Annotated in this window: 16 protein-coding genes; 11 read left to right on the top strand and 5 right to left on the bottom strand. The window is 60.5% G+C overall.

The features are described from left to right. Nucleotides 1-6: 6 nt before the first annotated feature. The gene (tyrS, locus tag AC1Q6J_RS20085) at nt 7-1,260 is read right to left on the bottom strand and encodes a tyrosine--tRNA ligase (protein ID WP_492280951.1); all 1,254 of its coding nucleotides are present in this window, start codon (nt 1,258-1,260) and stop codon (nt 7-9) included. A gap of 148 nt (nt 1,261-1,408) precedes the next feature. On the opposite strand from tyrS, the gene AC1Q6J_RS20080 reads away from it, so the two are divergent. Continuing rightward, nucleotides 1,409-2,506, top strand: a complete 1,098-nt coding sequence (locus AC1Q6J_RS20080; RefSeq protein ID WP_492280950.1) for an anhydro-N-acetylmuramic acid kinase — start codon at nt 1,409-1,411, stop codon at nt 2,504-2,506. A 211-nt stretch (nt 2,507-2,717) separates the two neighbouring features. Beyond that, on the top strand, nt 2,718-3,392 hold the full coding sequence (locus tag AC1Q6J_RS20075; protein WP_492280949.1) for a glutathione S-transferase family protein: 675 nt from the start codon (nt 2,718-2,720) through the stop codon (nt 3,390-3,392). 70 nt (nt 3,393-3,462) lie between these two features. Here the strand turns inward: AC1Q6J_RS20075 and AC1Q6J_RS20070 are convergent, their stop codons facing one another. Next, complete coding sequence (locus tag AC1Q6J_RS20070) at nt 3,463-4,110, bottom strand: alpha/beta hydrolase (protein WP_006020406.1); 648 nt, start codon at nt 4,108-4,110, stop codon at nt 3,463-3,465. A 239-nt stretch (nt 4,111-4,349) separates the two neighbouring features. Between AC1Q6J_RS20070 and AC1Q6J_RS20065 the strand changes: the two genes are divergently transcribed. The 8 genes from AC1Q6J_RS20065 to AC1Q6J_RS20030 all read left to right on the top strand — a co-directional run bounded on the left by AC1Q6J_RS20065 (nt 4,350) and on the right by AC1Q6J_RS20030 (nt 11,843). Continuing rightward, entirely contained in the window at nt 4,350-5,513 is a 1,164-nt protein-coding gene (locus AC1Q6J_RS20065; RefSeq protein WP_492280948.1) for a cysteine desulfurase family protein, read from the top strand. An 82-nt stretch (nt 5,514-5,595) separates the two neighbouring features. After that, nucleotides 5,596-7,074, top strand: coding sequence for a Fe-S cluster assembly protein SufB (gene sufB, locus AC1Q6J_RS20060; protein ID WP_492280947.1), 1,479 nt, complete (start codon nt 5,596-5,598; stop codon nt 7,072-7,074). Beyond that, nucleotides 7,071-7,829 (top strand): Fe-S cluster assembly ATPase SufC, encoded by a 759-nt coding sequence (gene sufC, locus AC1Q6J_RS20055; protein WP_492280946.1) that lies wholly within the window; start codon nt 7,071-7,073, stop codon nt 7,827-7,829. Before sufB ends, sufC begins: the two co-directional genes overlap by 4 nt. A gap of 11 nt (nt 7,830-7,840) precedes the next feature. After that, the gene (sufD, locus tag AC1Q6J_RS20050) at nt 7,841-9,166 is read left to right on the top strand and encodes a Fe-S cluster assembly protein SufD (protein ID WP_492280945.1); all 1,326 of its coding nucleotides are present in this window, start codon (nt 7,841-7,843) and stop codon (nt 9,164-9,166) included. A 2-nt stretch (nt 9,167-9,168) separates the two neighbouring features. Beyond that, nucleotides 9,169-10,410 carry a cysteine desulfurase gene (locus tag AC1Q6J_RS20045; RefSeq protein ID WP_492280944.1) on the top strand — a complete coding sequence of 414 codons (1,242 nt, stop codon included), beginning with the start codon at nt 9,169-9,171 and terminating at the stop codon, nt 10,408-10,410. After that, nucleotides 10,407-10,787 carry an SUF system Fe-S cluster assembly protein gene (locus tag AC1Q6J_RS20040; protein ID WP_492280943.1) on the top strand — a complete coding sequence of 127 codons (381 nt, stop codon included), beginning with the start codon at nt 10,407-10,409 and terminating at the stop codon, nt 10,785-10,787. Before AC1Q6J_RS20045 ends, AC1Q6J_RS20040 begins: the two co-directional genes overlap by 4 nt. Nucleotides 10,788-10,873: 86 nt before the next feature. Further along, nucleotides 10,874-11,278 (top strand): HesB/IscA family protein, encoded by a 405-nt coding sequence (locus AC1Q6J_RS20035; RefSeq protein ID WP_492280942.1) that lies wholly within the window; start codon nt 10,874-10,876, stop codon nt 11,276-11,278. 73 nt (nt 11,279-11,351) lie between these two features. Next, nucleotides 11,352-11,843 (top strand): TfoX/Sxy family protein, encoded by a 492-nt coding sequence (locus tag AC1Q6J_RS20030; protein ID WP_492280941.1) that lies wholly within the window; start codon nt 11,352-11,354, stop codon nt 11,841-11,843. Here AC1Q6J_RS20030 and AC1Q6J_RS20025 read toward each other — a convergent pair. Continuing rightward, nucleotides 11,840-12,907, bottom strand: a complete 1,068-nt coding sequence (locus tag AC1Q6J_RS20025; RefSeq protein WP_492280940.1) for a diguanylate cyclase — start codon at nt 12,905-12,907, stop codon at nt 11,840-11,842. The genes AC1Q6J_RS20030 and AC1Q6J_RS20025 overlap by 4 nt on opposite strands. 134 nt (nt 12,908-13,041) lie before the next feature. Continuing rightward, nucleotides 13,042-14,457, bottom strand: coding sequence for a DEAD/DEAH box helicase (locus AC1Q6J_RS20020; RefSeq protein ID WP_492280939.1), 1,416 nt, complete (start codon nt 14,455-14,457; stop codon nt 13,042-13,044). Nucleotides 14,458-14,800: 343 nt separating this feature from the next. Here AC1Q6J_RS20020 and AC1Q6J_RS20015 point away from each other — a divergent pair, with 343 nt between their 5' ends. Then, nucleotides 14,801-16,279: a caspase family protein gene (locus AC1Q6J_RS20015; protein WP_492280938.1), complete on the top strand. Its 1,479-nt coding sequence runs from the start codon at nt 14,801-14,803 to the stop codon at nt 16,277-16,279. 108 nt (nt 16,280-16,387) lie between these two features. On the opposite strand, the gene AC1Q6J_RS20010 is transcribed toward AC1Q6J_RS20015, so the two are convergent. After that, nucleotides 16,388-16,597, bottom strand: a complete 210-nt coding sequence (locus AC1Q6J_RS20010) for a hypothetical protein (RefSeq protein ID WP_492280937.1) — start codon at nt 16,595-16,597, stop codon at nt 16,388-16,390. Between the last annotated feature and the right edge of the window lie 10 nt (nt 16,598-16,607).

The following is a 16,607-nucleotide window of genomic DNA, read 5'->3' as shown; positions in this document are numbered from 1 at the left end:
GGATTTCTAGACCGGCTTGAGCAGCACATGCTTCTTGCGGCCCATCGACAGCTTGATGACGCCTTCCGGCGTCAAATCCTTGGGTGTCAGGACCATCTTTTCATCGGCGATGGCAACGTCGTTGACGCGGAGGCCGCCGCCTTTGATCTGACGCCGTGCTTCGCCGTTGGACGCCACAAGGCCCGCCTTGACGAACAGCCCGAGTACCGGCGCGCTGGCGTCCAGTTCGGCGCGTGAGATTTCCAGCGTCGGCAGATCGCTTGCGATGGCGCCTTCCTCGAAGGTCTTGCGTGCCGTCTCCGATGCGGCATCCGCTGCTTCGCGGCCGCGGATGAGCGCCGTCGCTTCGGTCGCGAGTACTTTCTTGGCTTCGTTGATCTCCTGGCCCTTGAGCGCGGCGAGCTTCGCAATCTCATCTATCGGCAGGAGAGTGAACAGCTTCAGGAAACGCTCAACGTCGCCGTCCTCCGTGTTACGCCAGAACTGCCAGTAGTCGTAGTCGCTGAGCAGATCGCCATTGAGCCAGACAGCGCCGGCGGCGGTCTTGCCCATCTTGGCGCCCGAAGATGTCGTCAGCAGCGGACAGGTCAGCGCATAGAGCTGATGTGTACCCATGCGGCGGCCGAGATCGATGCCGTTGACGATATTGCCCCACTGATCGGAGCCGCCCATTTGAAGGTTGCAGCCGTAACGCCGCGACAGTTCGACGAAATCGTAGGATTGCAGGATCATGTAGTTGAATTCGATAAACGACAGCTCCTGCTCGCGCTCGAGCCGCATCTTCACCGAGTCCATGGTCAACATGCGATTGATCGAAAAGTGCCGGCCAACGTCACGGAGCATCTCGATGTAGTTGAGCGCCGTCAGCCATTCTGCATTGTCGGCCATCGCCGCATCAGTTTTACCCGCGCCGAATTTGATGAGTTTCGTGAAGGTTCCCTTGATGCTTTCCTTGTTGGCGTCGATCTGCTCGTAGGTGAGCAGCTTGCGCGTCTCGTCACGGCCCGAGGGATCGCCCACGCGGGTGGTGCCGCCGCCCATCAGAACGATGGGCTTGTTGCCGGTCTGCTGGAGCCAGTGCAGCATCATGATCGAAAGCAGGTGCCCGACGTGCAGGGACGAAGCGGTGCAATCGTATCCGATGTAAGCCGTCACGTCGCCCTTGGCGGCAAGCGCATCGAGTCCGGCGGCATCCGAGATCTGGTGGATGAAGCCCCGGCTCTGGAGGACGTTGAGGAAATCGGACTTGTAGGCGCTCATGGCGGCACTCTTTAACGATTTAGCTATTTAGCGTTTATTTGGGCCTGTGGTGTATCAGGTCCGGCGTCGGATTCAACCGAGCGTATTCCGCATCGGTTGGGATCGGAATATGTGCAAATAAGGGCATTGCTGCCCGAGGGAGAGGCTCTTGCTGAAGGCGATCGGGCTGATGAGCGGCACGTCCCTTGACGGGGTCGATGTCGCGCTAATCGAGACAGACGGCGAGCGTATCGGTGCATTCGGCCCGACAGGCTATCGGGCCTATGCTGACAGCGAGCGGGAACTGCTGAGGCAGGCGCTCACTGATGCTGCATCCATCACCCGGCGCGACGCGCGCCCGGGTGTACTGGCTGACGCCGAGCGATTGGTGACGCATGCGCATGCTGAGGCCGTGGAGAATTTCCTGCGAACGAACAGCTTGTCCCGCGACGATATCGATGTCGTCGGCTTTCATGGGCAGACAGTTCTGCATCGGCCGGATCAGAAACTGACGGTGCAGATCGGTGACGGTCATGCGCTCGCGAAGGCACTTGGCGTGCCGGTGGTGTTCGATCTTCGCGCTGCTGACGTCGCCGCGGGCGGACAGGGCGCGCCACTCGTGCCAGTATATCATAGTGCGCTGGTGCGAATGCTGGATCGTTCAGGGCCGACAGTGGTTATAAACATCGGCGGCGTTGCCAACATCACCTACATTGATGATGAGAAACTGATTGCCTGCGATACAGGCCCCGGCAATGCGCTGCTCGACGACTTTATGTTGCGCAGGACCGGCGAGGCGGTGGATCGCGATGGACGAACAGCGGTAAAGGGACGAGCCGATGGCGAGTGGATCGCGAAAGCATTGGGCAGTTCCTTCTTCAATTCACCTCCGCCGAAGTCGCTCGATCGGAACGACTTTGCCACGTTGACCGTCGACAGCATGAGTACGGAAGACGGCGCCGCGACCCTGACAGCTTTCACTGCGGCCTCAATTGCGATGATTGCGCCGATGCTGCCTCAACTTCCCATACGCTGGATCGTGGTTGGCGGCGGTGCCAGTAATCCAACCTTGATGGAGATGCTGGGCGAGCGCCTGGCGCCTGCCACCGTTGTGCGTGGTAGCGACCTTGGGTGGTCCGGGGATGCCATCGAGGCGCAGGCGTTCGCTTATATGGCCGTCCGCAGCCTCAAGGGGTTGCCGCTGACATTTCCAGGAACAACCGGCGTAGCAGCGCCGCAGACCGGCGGCATTCTCGCGAAACCGTGATTTAATGCACCTGCATGGATGTTGACAACTTCATGCGATCGCATTAACTTAAATGCAGATGCATGGAAGAGAGATTCCCAATGCTGGTCGTCGAGCTTATTCACGCAGTTCAAATCATTCGCGATGGCTTTTGGCGTTTTGCGCGCCAGACGACGTCCAATGTTGAGAGCGATCGGCCGCCTCCATGCTCGCATCGGTGGAGGAAAACGCCATGAGCGAGAAACTCAAACTCATTAGCCACAAGCTTTGCCCCTATGTTCAGCGCGCAGTGATTTCGCTGACGGAGAAAGGCGTGCCCTTCGAGCGGATCGACATTGATCTCGATAACAAGCCCGACTGGTTTCTGAAGATATCGCCGCTCGGCAAGGTGCCGGTGCTTCAGGTGGGTGACAAGGTCGTTTTCGAATCCGCGGTCATTCTCGAATATCTCGAGGAAACCCAGCCCAGGCCACTGCATCCGAAGGATCCGCTCACCCGCGCGGAACATCGCGCGTGGATGGAGTTCGGCTCGGCGGTGCTGGGCGATATCTGGGGACTGGAAACGGTCACCGATGAGGCCGCGTTCAACGTCAAGGTAAAGCAGGCCACTGAAAAATTCGCGCGGCTTGAAGCGCGGCTTGTCGCGGCCCCATGGTTTGACGGCGAAGCCTTCTCGCTGGTCGATGCAGTATTCGCGCCAGCGTTCCGCTACTTCGATACAATCGATCAGATCGGCGACTTCGGTATCCTTGCCGACAAGCCGAAGATCGCGCGCTGGCGCAAGAGCCTGCGTGAACGGCCGTCAGTGGTCGCGGCTGTGAGCGCTGAGTATTCCGAACTGCTGCGTGCCTTCATGAAGAAGCACAAGTCGTATCTTTCCCAACTGGACCTGCGTGCTGCTGCTTGAAGGCGCAGCTCCAGTAAATGAAAATGGCGCGGATGATGTCCGCGCCATTTTCATTTGAGAGACTTGATGTTCAGCGGACGTTGGCGAGCCGCATGTCGAGATAGGACGTCACCGATTCCATCAGCGGCTCCATCTTGTCGACGAAGAAGTGATTGGCGCCGGGAATCACCTGCTGATCGATCACGATTCCCTTTTGCGTCTTCAGCTTCTCGACCAGCGTCGTGACGTCCTTCGCAGGCGCCACGATGTCCTTGTCGCCGTGAACGATCAGGCCCGACGAGGGGCAGGGCGCGAGGAACGAGAAGTCGTAACGGTTGGGCTCCGGCGCAATCGAGATGAAGCCTTCGACTTCCGGACGGCGCATCAGGAGCTGCATGCCGATCCACGCGCCAAACGAGAATCCGGCAACCCAGCAGGCGCGCGCTTCAGGATTGATGGTCTGCGCCCAATCGAGGGCGGACGCGGCATCTGACAACTCGCCAGTGCCATGATCGAATTGTCCCTGGCTGCGGCCGACGCCGCGGAAGTTGAAGCGCAGCACCGAGAAGCCACGCGCGACGAACGCGTAGTAGACCTGATACACGATCGGGTGGTTCATGTTGCCCTGGAACTGCGGATGCGGGTGCAACACCATTGCGATCGGCGCGTTCTTCTGCTTCGCCGGGTGGTAGCGGCCTTCAAGACGGCCGGCAGGGCCGGTGAAAATGACCTCAGGCATCAAAATTCCTTTGAAGCGTCGTTGTGCAGGCCGACTGGCCTGGGCAAACGATATCTCTCGAATGTTGTCAGGGCGCGCGGTACGGCGCGATGAACGGCTGCCGCGTTCTAGCATGGGGCAAGGGGCAAAAAGCAAGCATATTGAGCTCATAGGAACTATCTATGAGTCCCGGATTGCTGATTATTTTCATGCAATTGTGAGGTAAGCGCCCTTGGGACCGCACTGGATTGTCAGACATTATGCGTGACCGTGTCTATCTGGACTGGAATGCGACGACGCCGTTGCGGCCGGAAGCCCGTGCGGCGATGGCGGCTGCGTTCGACGTCAGCGGCAATCCGTCATCGGTACACAGTGAGGGCCGTGCGGCCCGCAAGCTCATCGAGGATGCGCGCGGAGCTGTCGCTGCCGCTGTCGGCGCGGATCCGCGGAATGTCGTCTTTACCTCCGGAGGTACGGAAGCGAACGCGCTGGCGCTGACGCCCGGACTGCGCCGAGGCGGCGGGGAACCGGCACAGCGGCTGATTATCTCGGCCATCGAGCATCCGTCAGTGCTTGCGGGAGGGCGATTCGCGCGCGACACCATCGAGATTGCGCCGGTGCTGCCCTCGGGCCTGATCGACCTGGAGAGTCTAGCCGCCTTGCTGGCCGGTAGTCCTCCGGCTCTCGTGTCGGTCATGCTGGCGAACAACGAGACCGGGGCGATCCAGCCGGTTCCCCAGGTCGCGGCGCTGGTTCATGAGGCCGGTGGCATTTTGCATGTCGATGCGGTTCAGGCATTTTTGAAAATGCCGATCAATATCAAGGCGCTCGGCGCGGATATTCTCACGGTTTCTGCGCACAAGATCGGTGGTCCCAAAGGCGTCGGGGCGGCTGTCGCAGCGGATGGACTGGAGGGGCTGCACGCGCAGGTGCGCGGCGGCGGGCAGGAGCAGGGCCGCCGGGCTGGAACCGAGAATGTCGCGGGCATCGCGGGCTTTGGAGCGGCCGTGAGGGCCGCAGCTGGTTCCATGGCCGTTGATGTTATCCGCATGAAAGCCCTTCAGGCGCGCCTTGAAAGCGGGCTCAGGAGCCACCCCGACACGGTGATTTTTTCAGCGACGGCGCCAAGGCTTCCCAACACGACGCTGGTGTCGGTTCCCGGCCTGAAGGCTGAAACAGCGGTGATCGGATTCGATCTGGAGGGCATCGCAGTGTCGTCAGGATCGGCCTGTTCTTCCGGGAAAGTCCAGCCCTCGCACGTCCTCCAGGCGATGAGGGTCGATCCGGTGCTTCTGCGGGGAGCTATTCGTCTCAGTCTGGGCTGGGACAGCACGGAAGCGGACATAGATCGCTGTCTGGAGGCTTGGAGAAAGCTCTCAGGTGTATTAGGTAAAGCTCATACATTTGGGCTTGAACGGTTCTAACCTTCGCGCAATGCGCGTGTTCAAGCTTTATACAACTTAGGCGGTCCACCGCGGTCCTTGAAACCGCGAGCGGAGGATTGAAATGGCGGCCGTACAAGAGACGGTCGATCGGGTTCGCCAGATCGACGTCGATCAATATCGTTATGGATTCGAGACCATCATTGAATCCGAGAAGGCTCCGAAAGGGCTTTCCGAAGATACCGTCCGATTCATCTCCGCGAAAAAGAACGAACCGGAATGGATGCTGGAGTGGCGTCTCGAGGCGTATCGCCGCTGGCTGACGATGGAAGAGCCGACCTGGGCGCGCGTCGATTATCCGAAGATCGACTATCAGGATCTCTACTATTACTCCGCGCCGAAGAAGAAGGCGCTGGCCTCGCTCGACGAGGTCGATCCGGAAATTCTGAAGACCTACGAGAAGCTCGGCATTCCGCTGCGCGAGCAGGAGATGCTGGCGGGCGTTGTGCGCCCTGAAGGCGAGCGCCGCGTGGCCGTCGATGCCGTGTTCGACTCGGTTTCTGTTGCGACGACATTCCAGGCCGAGTTGAAGGCCGCCGGCGTGATCTTCATGCCGATCTCGGAAGCGATCCGCGAGCATCCCGAGCTCGTGAAGAAGTATCTCGGCACAGTGGTGCCGACCTCCGACAACTATTTCGCGACGCTGAACTCGGCTGTGTTCTCCGACGGCTCGTTCGTTTACGTGCCGCCGGGCGTGAAATGCCCGATGGAACTGTCCACCTACTTCCGCATCAACGAGCGGAACACCGGCCAGTTCGAGCGCACGCTGATCATCGCCGACAAGGGTGCTTACGTTTCCTATCTCGAAGGCTGCACCGCGCCTCAGCGCGACGAGAACCAGCTGCATGCTGCCGTGGTCGAACTCGTCACCCATGACGATGCAGAGATCAAATACTCGACGGTGCAGAACTGGTATCCGGGCAATTCGGAAGGCAAGGGTGGCATCTACAACTTCGTCACCAAGCGTGGCGACTGCCGTGGCAAGAACTCCAAGATTTCGTGGACGCAGGTCGAAACCGGCTCCGCAATCACCTGGAAGTATCCGAGCTGTATCCTTCGCGGCGACAATTCACGCGGCGAGTTCTATTCGATCGCGATTTCGAACGGTTTCCAGCAGGTCGATTCTGGCACCAAGATGATTCATCTGGGCAAGAACACGACCAGCCGTATCATCTCGAAAGGCATTGCCGCGGGCGTCTCTCAGAACACCTATCGCGGTCTCGTCACCGCTCATCGCAAGGCGACGGGCGCGCGCAACTTCACCGCGTGCGACTCGCTGTTGATCGGCGACAAGTGCGGCGCGCACACCGTGCCGTACATCGAAGCCAAGAATTCATCGGCGCTGTTCGAGCACGAAGCGACCACGTCGAAGATTTCCGAAGACATGCTGTTCTATTGCGTGCAGCGCGGGCTTTCGCAGGAGGAGGCGGTGGCGCTGGTCGTCAACGGCTTCGTCAAGGACGTGCTGCAACAGTTGCCGATGGAATTTGCGGTCGAGGCGCAGAAGCTGATCTCGATCTCGCTGGAAGGAAGTGTTGGATGACCGCGTTACTCGAAGTCAAAGGCCTCAAGGTTCAGGTGGAAGATAACGAGATCCTTCATGGTCTCGACCTCATCGTGAACCCTGGCGAAATCCACGCCATCATGGGCCCGAACGGCTCCGGCAAGTCGACGCTGAGCCACGTCATTGCCGGCAAGCCGGGCTATGACGTGACCGCTGGCGAAATCCTGTTCAAGGGTGAAAATCTGCTTGAGATGGATCCGGATGAGCGCGCCGCCAAGGGCGTGTTTCTCGCGTTCCAGTATCCGGTCGAAATTCCCGGTGTCACCACGATGAATTTTCTGCACACGGCGCTGAACGCGCAGCGCAAGGCGCGGGGCGAGGCCGAACTGATGGCGCCGGATTTTCTGCGCAAGGTGCGTGAAGTGTCGAATTCGCTGAACATCCCGATGGATATGCTGAAGCGCGGCGTCAATGTCGGCTTCTCCGGCGGCGAGAAGAAGCGCAACGAAGTGCTTCAGATGGCGCTGTTCCAGCCGAGCCTGTGCATCCTCGATGAAATGGATTCCGGCCTCGACATCGACGCGCTGCGTGTTGCCGCTGACGGCGTCAACGCGCTGCGCTCGAAGGATCGTGCGATGGTCGTCATCACCCACTATCAGCGGCTGCTGAACTACATCGTGCCGGATTTCGTCCACGTCATGTCGAAGGGTCGGGTGGTCAAGAGCGGTGGCAAGGAACTGGCGCTGGAGCTGGAGAAGTCCGGTTACGCCCAGTTCGAAGACAAGGCAGCGTGAGCGGTCCAATCATGAACGTTGCACTGGTTAAGCCCACGACGGACCATGCGCTCGGCGAGCTGTTCGCTGCGGCGCGGAGCCGTTTGCCGGGGTCAGGCGAGGTTGCCGAGGTCCGGCAGAATGCTTTCGACGACTTCGCGCGTCTCGGCTTGCCGCATCGGCGCATCGAGGAATGGAAGTACACCGATCTGCGTGCGCTGCTGCGCGAGATAGCGCCGCTGGCTGCAACGCCGGATCAGGCCGCGCTTGCCCGTGCCGCCAAGGCTGTGAAATCGCTCGGTATCGACAGCACGCAGAAACTGGTGCTGGTCGATGGCGTATTCGCCCCGCAACTGTCGGACGTGACCACGCTCGAAGCGGGCATTCATGTCCGTGCGTTGCGCGAGGTTCTCGAGGATAATGGCAACAGGGCGCGTGCCGACCTGCTGAAAACCAGCGTGGCGTCGGACGCGATGATTTCGCTGAATGCCGCGCTCGCGACGGACGGCGTCGTGATCGACGTGGCCGAGGGCGCTGCGCTGGCAAAGCCGGTTCACATTGTTCATGTGGCCACCAGCTCGGGCACGTCGTTTGTCACGCGCTCGCTGCTGAAGGTCGGGAAGGGCGCCCGTGTGACGTTCGTCGAGAGTTTCGTCGCCGCGGAAGGCGCGAAGTCGTATCAGACGCACGATTCCGTGGTGATCTGGATCGGCGACGGGGCGGAACTTCAGCATGTCCGCCTGATGGAGGACGCGCTCGACGCCGCCAACATCTCGACCGGTGTCTTCACGATTGGCGCCAAGGCCAGGCTCAACACTTTCAATCTGACCAATGGTGGCAACCTCAGCCGCTATCAGGGCTTCATCACGTTCGCCGGCGAAGGCAGCGAGCTGACTACCAACGGCGTCAATCTGCTCGGCGCGCGCCGGCATGGCGACACCACACTCGTCGTCGATCATGCGGTGCCGCACTGCTCCAGCCGCGAAGTGTTTCGCGCGGTTCTGGATGATCAGGCCCATTCGGTGTTCCAGGGCCGCATCATTGTGCGCCCCGACGCGCAGAAGACCGACGGCAAGATGATGACGCGTGCCCTGCTGCTGTCGGACGAGGCGGAAGCGGACAACAAGCCGGAACTGGAAATTTTCGCGGACGACGTGACCTGCGGTCACGGCGCGACCGCCGGCGCGCTCGACGAGAGCCTGCTGTTCTATCTGCGCGCGCGCGGCTTGCCCGAGAAAGAAGCGCAGGCACTTCTGATCGCAGCTTTCGTCGGAGAAGCCATTGAGTCGATCGTCGACGATAACCTTCGCGACTTTGCAGTCGCCGCTGCCGAGCGATGGCTGGCGACGCGAGGCTGATCATGCATCCGGCAGTTGCCAACGGCTCTTATGATGTCGAGCGTCTCCGCCAGGATTTTCCAGCGCTTGCACTGAAGGTTTACGGCAAGCCACTGGTCTATCTCGACAACGCTGCCTCGGCGCAGAAGCCGATGGCCGTGCTGGATCGTATGACGGAGGCGTACAAGTCCGAATACGCCAATGTTCATCGCGGCTTGCATTATCTCGCCAACGCGGCGACCGACGCCTACGAGGGTGGACGCACCAAGGTCGCGCAGTTCCTGAACGCGAAGCGCAACGAAGAAATCATTTTCACGCGCAATGCCACCGAGGCGATCAACCTCGTGGCGTCGTCCTGGGGCGAGCCGAACATCAAGGCTGGCGACGAAATCGTGCTCTCGATCATGGAGCATCACTCGAACATCGTGCCGTGGCATTTCCTGCGCGAGCGGCACGGGGCGGTCATCAAGTGGGCGCCGGTCGATGACGAAGGCAACTTTCTGATCGACGAGTTCGAGAAGCTTCTGACACCCAAGACCAAGCTGGTCGCGATCACGCAGATGTCGAATGCGCTCGGTACGATTGTCCCGGTCAAGGAAGTCGTGAAGCTCGCGCATGCCCGCGGCATTCCGGTGCTGGTTGATGGCAGCCAGGCTGCGGTCCATCTGGCCATCGACGTGCAGGACATCGATTGCGATTTCTACGTCTTCACCGGCCATAAGCTCTACGGGCCGACCGGGATCGGCGTGCTGTACGCGAAATACGATCATCTGGTTGCGATGCGCCCCTACAACGGCGGCGGCGAGATGATCCGTGAGGTTGCCAAGGACTGGGTGACCTATGGCGATCCGCCGCACAAGTTCGAGGCAGGCACCCCGGCCATCGTCGAGTCCATCGGGCTCGGCGCGGCCATCGATTACGTGAATTCGATCGGCAAGGACCGTATCGCCAGGCATGAGCATGACTTGCTGACCTATGCCACCGATCGGCTGCGCGAGATCAATTCGCTGCGCATCATCGGCACGGCAAAGGGGAAGGGACCTGTCATCTCTTTCGAAATGAAGGGCGCGCACCCACATGATGTGGCGACGGTTATCGACCGGGGCGGCATAGCGGTGCGGGCAGGCACCCATTGCGTCATGCCACTTCTGGAGCGATTCAACGTGACGGCGACGTGCCGGGCCTCATTTGGCATGTATAATACGCGGGCTGAGGTCGACCAGCTGGCACAGGCGCTGATCAAGGCGCGGGAGCTATTCGCATGAACGACACCATCCAGGCCGCTGAACCGGCCAGTTTGAAATTCGATACCCAGTCGGCGCTTCCTCCCGAGGAAACCGAGCGTCTGGGCACTGATATCGTGGCCGCGCTGAAGACGGTTTTCGATCCGGAAATCCCGGCGGACATTTATGAGCTCGGCCTGATCTACAAGGTGGACATCAAGGATGACCGCTCGGTGGACGTGCAGATGACGCTGACAACGCCGAACTGTCCGGCCGCGGGCGAACTGCCGACAATGGTTGAGAACGCGGTTGCCAGCGTCGCAGGCGTGGGTCCCGTCAGCGTCAATGTGGTCTGGGAGCCAACCTGGACCCCAGACCGGATGTCCGACGAGGCGCGCCTCGTCCTCAACATGTGGTGAGTTGAGACGACTCACTTTCGATAGCTATATTTCGGTATCTATTCTGCATTTCAGGGCGGCCTTGAACCGCCACGAGGAATGAACAAATGACCGGTATGACGCCAAATGCCCCTTCGCCTTCGAAACCCGCTGTGCGCCCCCGCCCGCAGGTCATGCGCCTGACGGAAGCGGCCGCGTCGCGCGTTAAGGAACTGTCGGCGCGCGCTGACTCTGAAATCGTCGGCCTTCGTGTCGGCATCAAGAACGGCGGCTGCGCCGGTCAGTCCTACACTGTCGAATACGCCCATGAGGTCCGTCCCACCGACGAGGTCGTGGAGGACAAGGGCGTGAAGGTTCTTGTCGATCCGAAGGCTGTCTTGTTTCTGCTCGGCACCGAGATGGACTACAAAGCCGACAAGATGCAGGCGCAGTTCATCTTCAACAATCCCAACCAGGTCAGCGCCTGCGGCTGCGGCGAGTCGGTTCAGTTAACCCCGGCGAAAGTCGGCTAACTAGCACGCCTGCTTGCGCTATCGTACCCGCGTATTCTGATCGCAAACCGGTATCCACTTTGCGGAATACGCGATGGATCGCGACTATCTCATCGATCTTTTCTCTGAGTTCGGGCCCATCGTCCTGCGCAGGATGTTCAGCGGCTACGGCATCGTCGCCGACGACGTGAATTTCGCCATGGCGCTGCGGGCCGGTATCATTTTCAGGGTCGATGAGCAGACGGTAGCGCGATACGAGGCCGAGGGCGCCAAGCCATTCCAGTATGAGACCCGGAACAAGACGATCATCGTGAAATCCTACCGGCATCTGCCGGAGCGGCTTTACGACGATCCGGAGGAATTGGCGGTCTGGGCCCGGGAGGCTGTCGGAGCAGCGAAACGTGCTGCCGCCAAGAAGGCCGGCGTGAAGAAGCGCTCAGGTCAGAGGAAACCGTCGGCAAAGGCCGCGTCTCGGGAGGTTGAAGCGGGCAGGAAATCAAAGCCGTCCATCGCGAAGAAAACGGCCTCGAAAACGGCCGGTCGCCGGAAGGCCAGCCCGAAACCGTCGTCCGCAACAAAACGCTAGGCGACCTGAATGCGGTCTGCAGGAGTGAACTCGGGATCGGCCTCGCAGATGACGCGATTGCGGCCGTTGCGTTTCGCGGCGTAGAGGCAGGCGTCCGCACGCTCAATCAGCCGTTCACGATCGTCGCCGGGCTGAAGCATCGATACACCGACCGAAATGGTGACGCGGCCGAGGATCTCGCCGGTCGACTTCTTCTTGAGTTGCTTCGACATCACCGCGCGGCGGATGTTGTCGGCGACCGTCAGGGCCTGCCGCAAGGCGGTGTTCGGCAGCACCACGGCGAATTCCTCGCCGCCATAGCGCGCCGTGATGTCCTGGCCCTTGATCGTCTGCTTCAGCGACATCGCGACGAGGCGCAGCACCTGATCGCCGGTGAGATGGCCGTAGTTGTCGTTGAACGATTTGAAATGGTCGATGTCGAGCATCAGTAATGACAGGGGCTCTCCGCTGTCGGACGCGTGCGCCACGGCGGCTTCGAGGGCGCGATCGAAGAACTTGCGATTTCCGAGCGAGGTGAGGGGATCCGTCAGGCTCTCTGTGCGGATGGCTTCGAGACTGTGCTGGAGGCTGCTGATCTGCTGTTTGGATGCGGCAAGGCGCGCTTCCAGGGCCTTGTTGGTCTCCTGCATCTCCCGCGTCGATGCCACAAGCGCCTCAACCACGGCCTTGACCTGCTCGCGATCCTTGGCACCGGACAATTTCTGGGTGGCGCCTTCGAGGCTCCGTCCGAATGTGGAGGTCATTCCCAGCGCATCGGTGATGAGATTCATCACGTCATCGATTTCGTTGATCACGCGCGTTCCGACCGTGTCGATGCGCTCCGTGGTCCGGTGCTGGGAAAGATAGGTTTCGTAGATCTGTTCGAGATCGGCTTCGGTCAACTTGTTGTTGCGAGCGAGCGTCTCGTTGATGATCTTGTTGAGGGCGGAATTGTAGCCGGTCGCGTAAATGTACCAGATCTCGTAGTTGCGAGGCACGGCGTTCTGGCGCAGGGATCGAATCTGGCCCAAAGCAACTTCGGCGAACGCCATGGTGCGTTCATATTCTTCCAGCAGGCCAATCACGTTCCGTGCCCTTTAAGGCAAGCTTCTGCCTGCCCTTTTTAACGAAATGGCTAAAAGTATCGAGCGCACGTTAAGGGACGAGAATGAATGACCCGTAAACAGATTCAATCCGCAGGCGGGTCAATTGTTTGCGGTCAGCCGCGAGCGCGGATTGGCCGCAGAAGGAACGCCGGCAGATGTGAGTGGTCTGCTGGCTCGGCATGCTGTTCGCGAGCCGCCGCCGCCGGCATGGCGCGTCCGATCGATGGAGCCTGCGCCGGCTTTTCGGCAGCAGCATGAGGCTTCCGATCGGCGCCTTCAGGCTTCCGGGATTTGTTGCGGCCGCCACGGGTCCGCTGTGAATCGCGGCGCGGTTTACGATCTTCCGGTGCCCGTTCAGCCTGCTGTTCGCCGGCGGGCGATGACGAGGCTTCGGGGCTTGCAGCGGGGGTTATATCGGCGCGGGCGATGGACTGGCCGATCAATTTCTCGATTGCAGTGACGGACTTCTGGTCTGCCGGGCTAACGATCGAAATCGCGGTCCCAAGGCGTCCGGCGCGTCCGGTACGGCCAATGCGGTGGACGTAGTCGTCCGGATGGTGGGGAACGTCGAAGTTGAAGACGTGGCTGACTTCCGGAATGTCGAGACCGCGGGCAGCGACATCGGAGGCGACCAGCAACGGAAGTTCACCCTTGCGGAACTGATCGAGTGAGGCCGTTCGAGCTGACTGGTCCATGTCGCCGTGCAGGGCGCCGACGCTGAAGCCGTGCTTCTGGAGTGATTTGTAAACAACCGCGACGTCACGCTTGCGATTACAGAAGATAATCGCGTTTTTGAGATCCTTGGCGTCGCGGAGCAACTGCCGGAGCATTTCGCGCTTTTCGTGCGGCTCGCGGCCCACGCTGACCTGTGATTGAGTTACGGTGGTCGCGGTAGAGGCGGGCTTGGAGACCTCGACCTTCTCGGGATTGTGAAGGAAGGCCTCGGTGATCCGCCGGATTTCCGGCGGCATCGTCGCCGTGAAGAACAGCGTTTGCCGCGTGAACGGCACCAGCTTGCAGATGCGTTCGATGTCGGGAATGAAGCCCATGTCGAGCATGCGGTCTGCTTCGTCGATCACCAGCAGTTCGACGCCGGTGAGAAGCAGACCGCCGCGCTCGGTGTGATCCAGCAACCGTCCCGGTGTCGCGATCAGCACGTCGACGCCGCGCATCAGCTTGGTGTCCTGGTCGCCGAACGAGACGCCGCCGATCAGGAGCGCGACATTCAATTTCTGGCCGGCGCCGTATTTGTCGAAGTTCTCCTTCACCTGTGCCGCGAGTTCGCGGGTCGGTTCAAGGATGAGGGTGCGTGGCATGCGTGCCCGGGCGCGGCCCTTTTCGAGCAGCGTCAGCATCGGAAGCACAAAAGCGGCAGTCTTGCCGGTGCCGGTCTGGGCGATGCCGAGCACGTCGCGCCGGGCGAGAACGTGGGGGATCGCTTTTTCCTGGATGGGGGTGGGGGTCGTGTAACCGGTAGCCGCAACAGCAGCGAGAACCTTGTCGGACAGGCCGAGATTGGAAAAGGACATTGAGCCTCGAGTCGAAATCGCCGTTCGGACTCTCTGGAAATTTCTGTCGCGCTCACCCCGGAACGGCACGCTTTAAGGGCACGGGGAGGACATATTTGCCGACAGGCGGCTGGCCAGGAAATCGCGTTTTGATTCTGACCGCGTTGCAGCGGAACATAGGCCCGATCTCGTGAAAGTCAATGAATTTAAGGGTTGAAGCCGCGAAAAACCTTAATACGACAACAAGTTGAAGGGGTTTTGACAGTCCGGACAGGCCCGTGAACCGCCTTCCCCGACAAGGCGACTATAAGATACTAACCGCCGGAACCGGGTCTGCCGCGCCGGCGGCCCTAGGGGACGAGATATGACCAAATTCGGGACGCTGCTGATTGGCCTTGCCGCGATGATGACGGCGTTCGCCGCGCCGGCTTATGCCGAAAAGCGGGTGGCGTTGGTGATCGGCAACAATGACTACCGCAACGTGCCTCGGCTGCAAAAGGCGGTGAACGATGCCCGGACGATGAGCGATGCGCTGAAGCAGCTCGGCTTCAATGTGCTGTTTGCTGAAAACCAGACCCGGCAGGCCTTCAGCGAAACGATGCTGGCGTTCGATAAAATCGTGGAGCCTGGCGACACGGCGTTCTTCTTTTTCGCCGGGCATGGTTTCGAGATCAACGGCCAGAATTATCTGTTGCCGACCGACATCGCGGCAGTCACGCAAGGGCAGGAAGAACTCATCCGCGACGGCGCGTTTGCCGCCGAGCGGGTGATTTCGCGTCTTCAGGCCCGAGGTGCGCGGACCTCGATCTTCGTGTTCGACGCCTGCCGCAACAATCCCTTTGAGGCGACAGGGACGCGCGCGCTGGGCGGAAGCGGAGGCCTTGCGCCCATTTCGCCGCCGGAAGGCGTCTTCGTGATTTTCTCGGCTGGTGCCAAGCAGACCGCGCTTGACCGCCTGAACGACAACGATCCCAATCCCAACTCGGTATTCACCCGCAGCTTCGCGCGCGAACTGGCGCAGCCTGGACTCAATCTGGTGCAGATCGCCAAGCGGACGCAGTCCGACGTCCGTCAAATGACGGCGGCGGCAAGCCGGATGCAGACGCCGGCCTATTACGACCAGATCGTTGGCGATTTTATTCTGAGGCCCGCCAAGGATGGCGAGCGCGCCATCGCAGTCGAGCCGCAGGTGCAGGTAGCGGCGCTGCCGGTACAACCAGTAGCCCCTATCGCCATCGACAACGGCAATGCGCCGATTGCGAGTTTCATGCGCCACAACGGCGGATGGTCGATTGCATTCTCCATCGCCGATCCGACACTGGCGATTTCGTGGCGGTTAGGGGAGAGCGGTGAGTTCAAGGAGACGGGATTCACCGATGCGCTCGATCCGCGGACGCGGCGGCGCATGCCGAACCCCTCGATTGAACTGCCGAACGACGCGCCGGCCGCGACCATTCAGGTACGTTACGTCGATCCGACCGGCCAGATGCAGGGACCATTTCCGATCAAGTTCGATCCCGAGTCTGCGCTCGTCGCCAGCCATCGCAAGCTGCTGGATATGACGTCGAACAGCTGGCTTTCATTCGGCGGTTACAGCGGACCGCTGGTTTATTACTCGCAGATCCTGTCATACCGTTGCGCAATCCGCGAAATGCGGATCGGGATCGATACGACGGTGCCTGACAGGGTGGTGAAGATCCCGCCGTGCAATCCCAAAGACCCCTCCGCCATTCCTGAAAACGCCGCGTCGTACATGAAGATTCCGGTGTCGACCCGATCCGTCTCAGTCGAATTGACCTATCAGGACGGCAGCCTCTCGGAGATCAAGAATTTCCGGCGATGAGGAGGGGGAGCCAATTTCTCTGGAAAGTACGAGCGAATCCGCGAAATGGTCGTGCGGTTCGGTGTTGTATCGTCGGTGGTGGCCTGCGGGGAAAATGTTGGGCTATCTTTAAATTCCGCCAGAACCGACACGCTTGATCTCGACAAGCACGCCAACTTCGTTCGGGATTTTCGCGGCGATACGGTTCATCACTCGGCCATGCTGGCATGCAGCGCTTTCGTTCTTTTGCTGATTGCGTCCGGCTGTGACGCCGCCGGCGGCAGCGCGTGCAAGTTTCTGTTCTATGCCAAGGCCGATGCGGCCACTACCGTCAGTCACGGTGGCGATC

It is taken from the genome of Afipia sp. MLSD5-FHT05B12, from assembly GCF_058793355.1.
This window is presented reverse-complemented; position numbering and strand designations above follow the sequence as displayed.

Bases quoted from the DNA above. Each gene is read 5' to 3' on its own strand.
- AC1Q6J_RS20015 (WP_492280938.1), top strand. From the start codon at position 14,801: ATGACCAAATTCGGGACGCTGCTGATTGGCCTTGCCGCGATGATGACG.
- sufB (WP_492280947.1), top strand. From the start codon at position 5,596: ATGGCGGCCGTACAAGAGACGGTCGATCGGGTTCGCCAGATCGACGTC.
- AC1Q6J_RS20070 (WP_006020406.1), bottom strand. From the start codon at position 4,110: ATGCCTGAGGTCATTTTCACCGGCCCTGCCGGCCGTCTTGAAGGCCGC.
- AC1Q6J_RS20065 (WP_492280948.1), top strand. From the start codon at position 4,350: ATGCGTGACCGTGTCTATCTGGACTGGAATGCGACGACGCCGTTGCGG.
- sufD (WP_492280945.1), top strand. From the start codon at position 7,841: ATGAACGTTGCACTGGTTAAGCCCACGACGGACCATGCGCTCGGCGAG.
- AC1Q6J_RS20045 (WP_492280944.1), top strand. From the start codon at position 9,169: ATGCATCCGGCAGTTGCCAACGGCTCTTATGATGTCGAGCGTCTCCGC.
- AC1Q6J_RS20030 (WP_492280941.1), top strand. From the start codon at position 11,352: ATGGATCGCGACTATCTCATCGATCTTTTCTCTGAGTTCGGGCCCATC.
- AC1Q6J_RS20035 (WP_492280942.1), top strand. From the start codon at position 10,874: ATGACCGGTATGACGCCAAATGCCCCTTCGCCTTCGAAACCCGCTGTG.
- AC1Q6J_RS20075 (WP_492280949.1), top strand. From the start codon at position 2,718: ATGAGCGAGAAACTCAAACTCATTAGCCACAAGCTTTGCCCCTATGTT.
- AC1Q6J_RS20020 (WP_492280939.1), bottom strand. From the start codon at position 14,457: ATGTCCTTTTCCAATCTCGGCCTGTCCGACAAGGTTCTCGCTGCTGTT.
- AC1Q6J_RS20040 (WP_492280943.1), top strand. From the start codon at position 10,407: ATGAACGACACCATCCAGGCCGCTGAACCGGCCAGTTTGAAATTCGAT.
- sufC (WP_492280946.1), top strand. From the start codon at position 7,071: ATGACCGCGTTACTCGAAGTCAAAGGCCTCAAGGTTCAGGTGGAAGAT.
- tyrS (WP_492280951.1), bottom strand. From the start codon at position 1,260: ATGAGCGCCTACAAGTCCGATTTCCTCAACGTCCTCCAGAGCCGGGGC.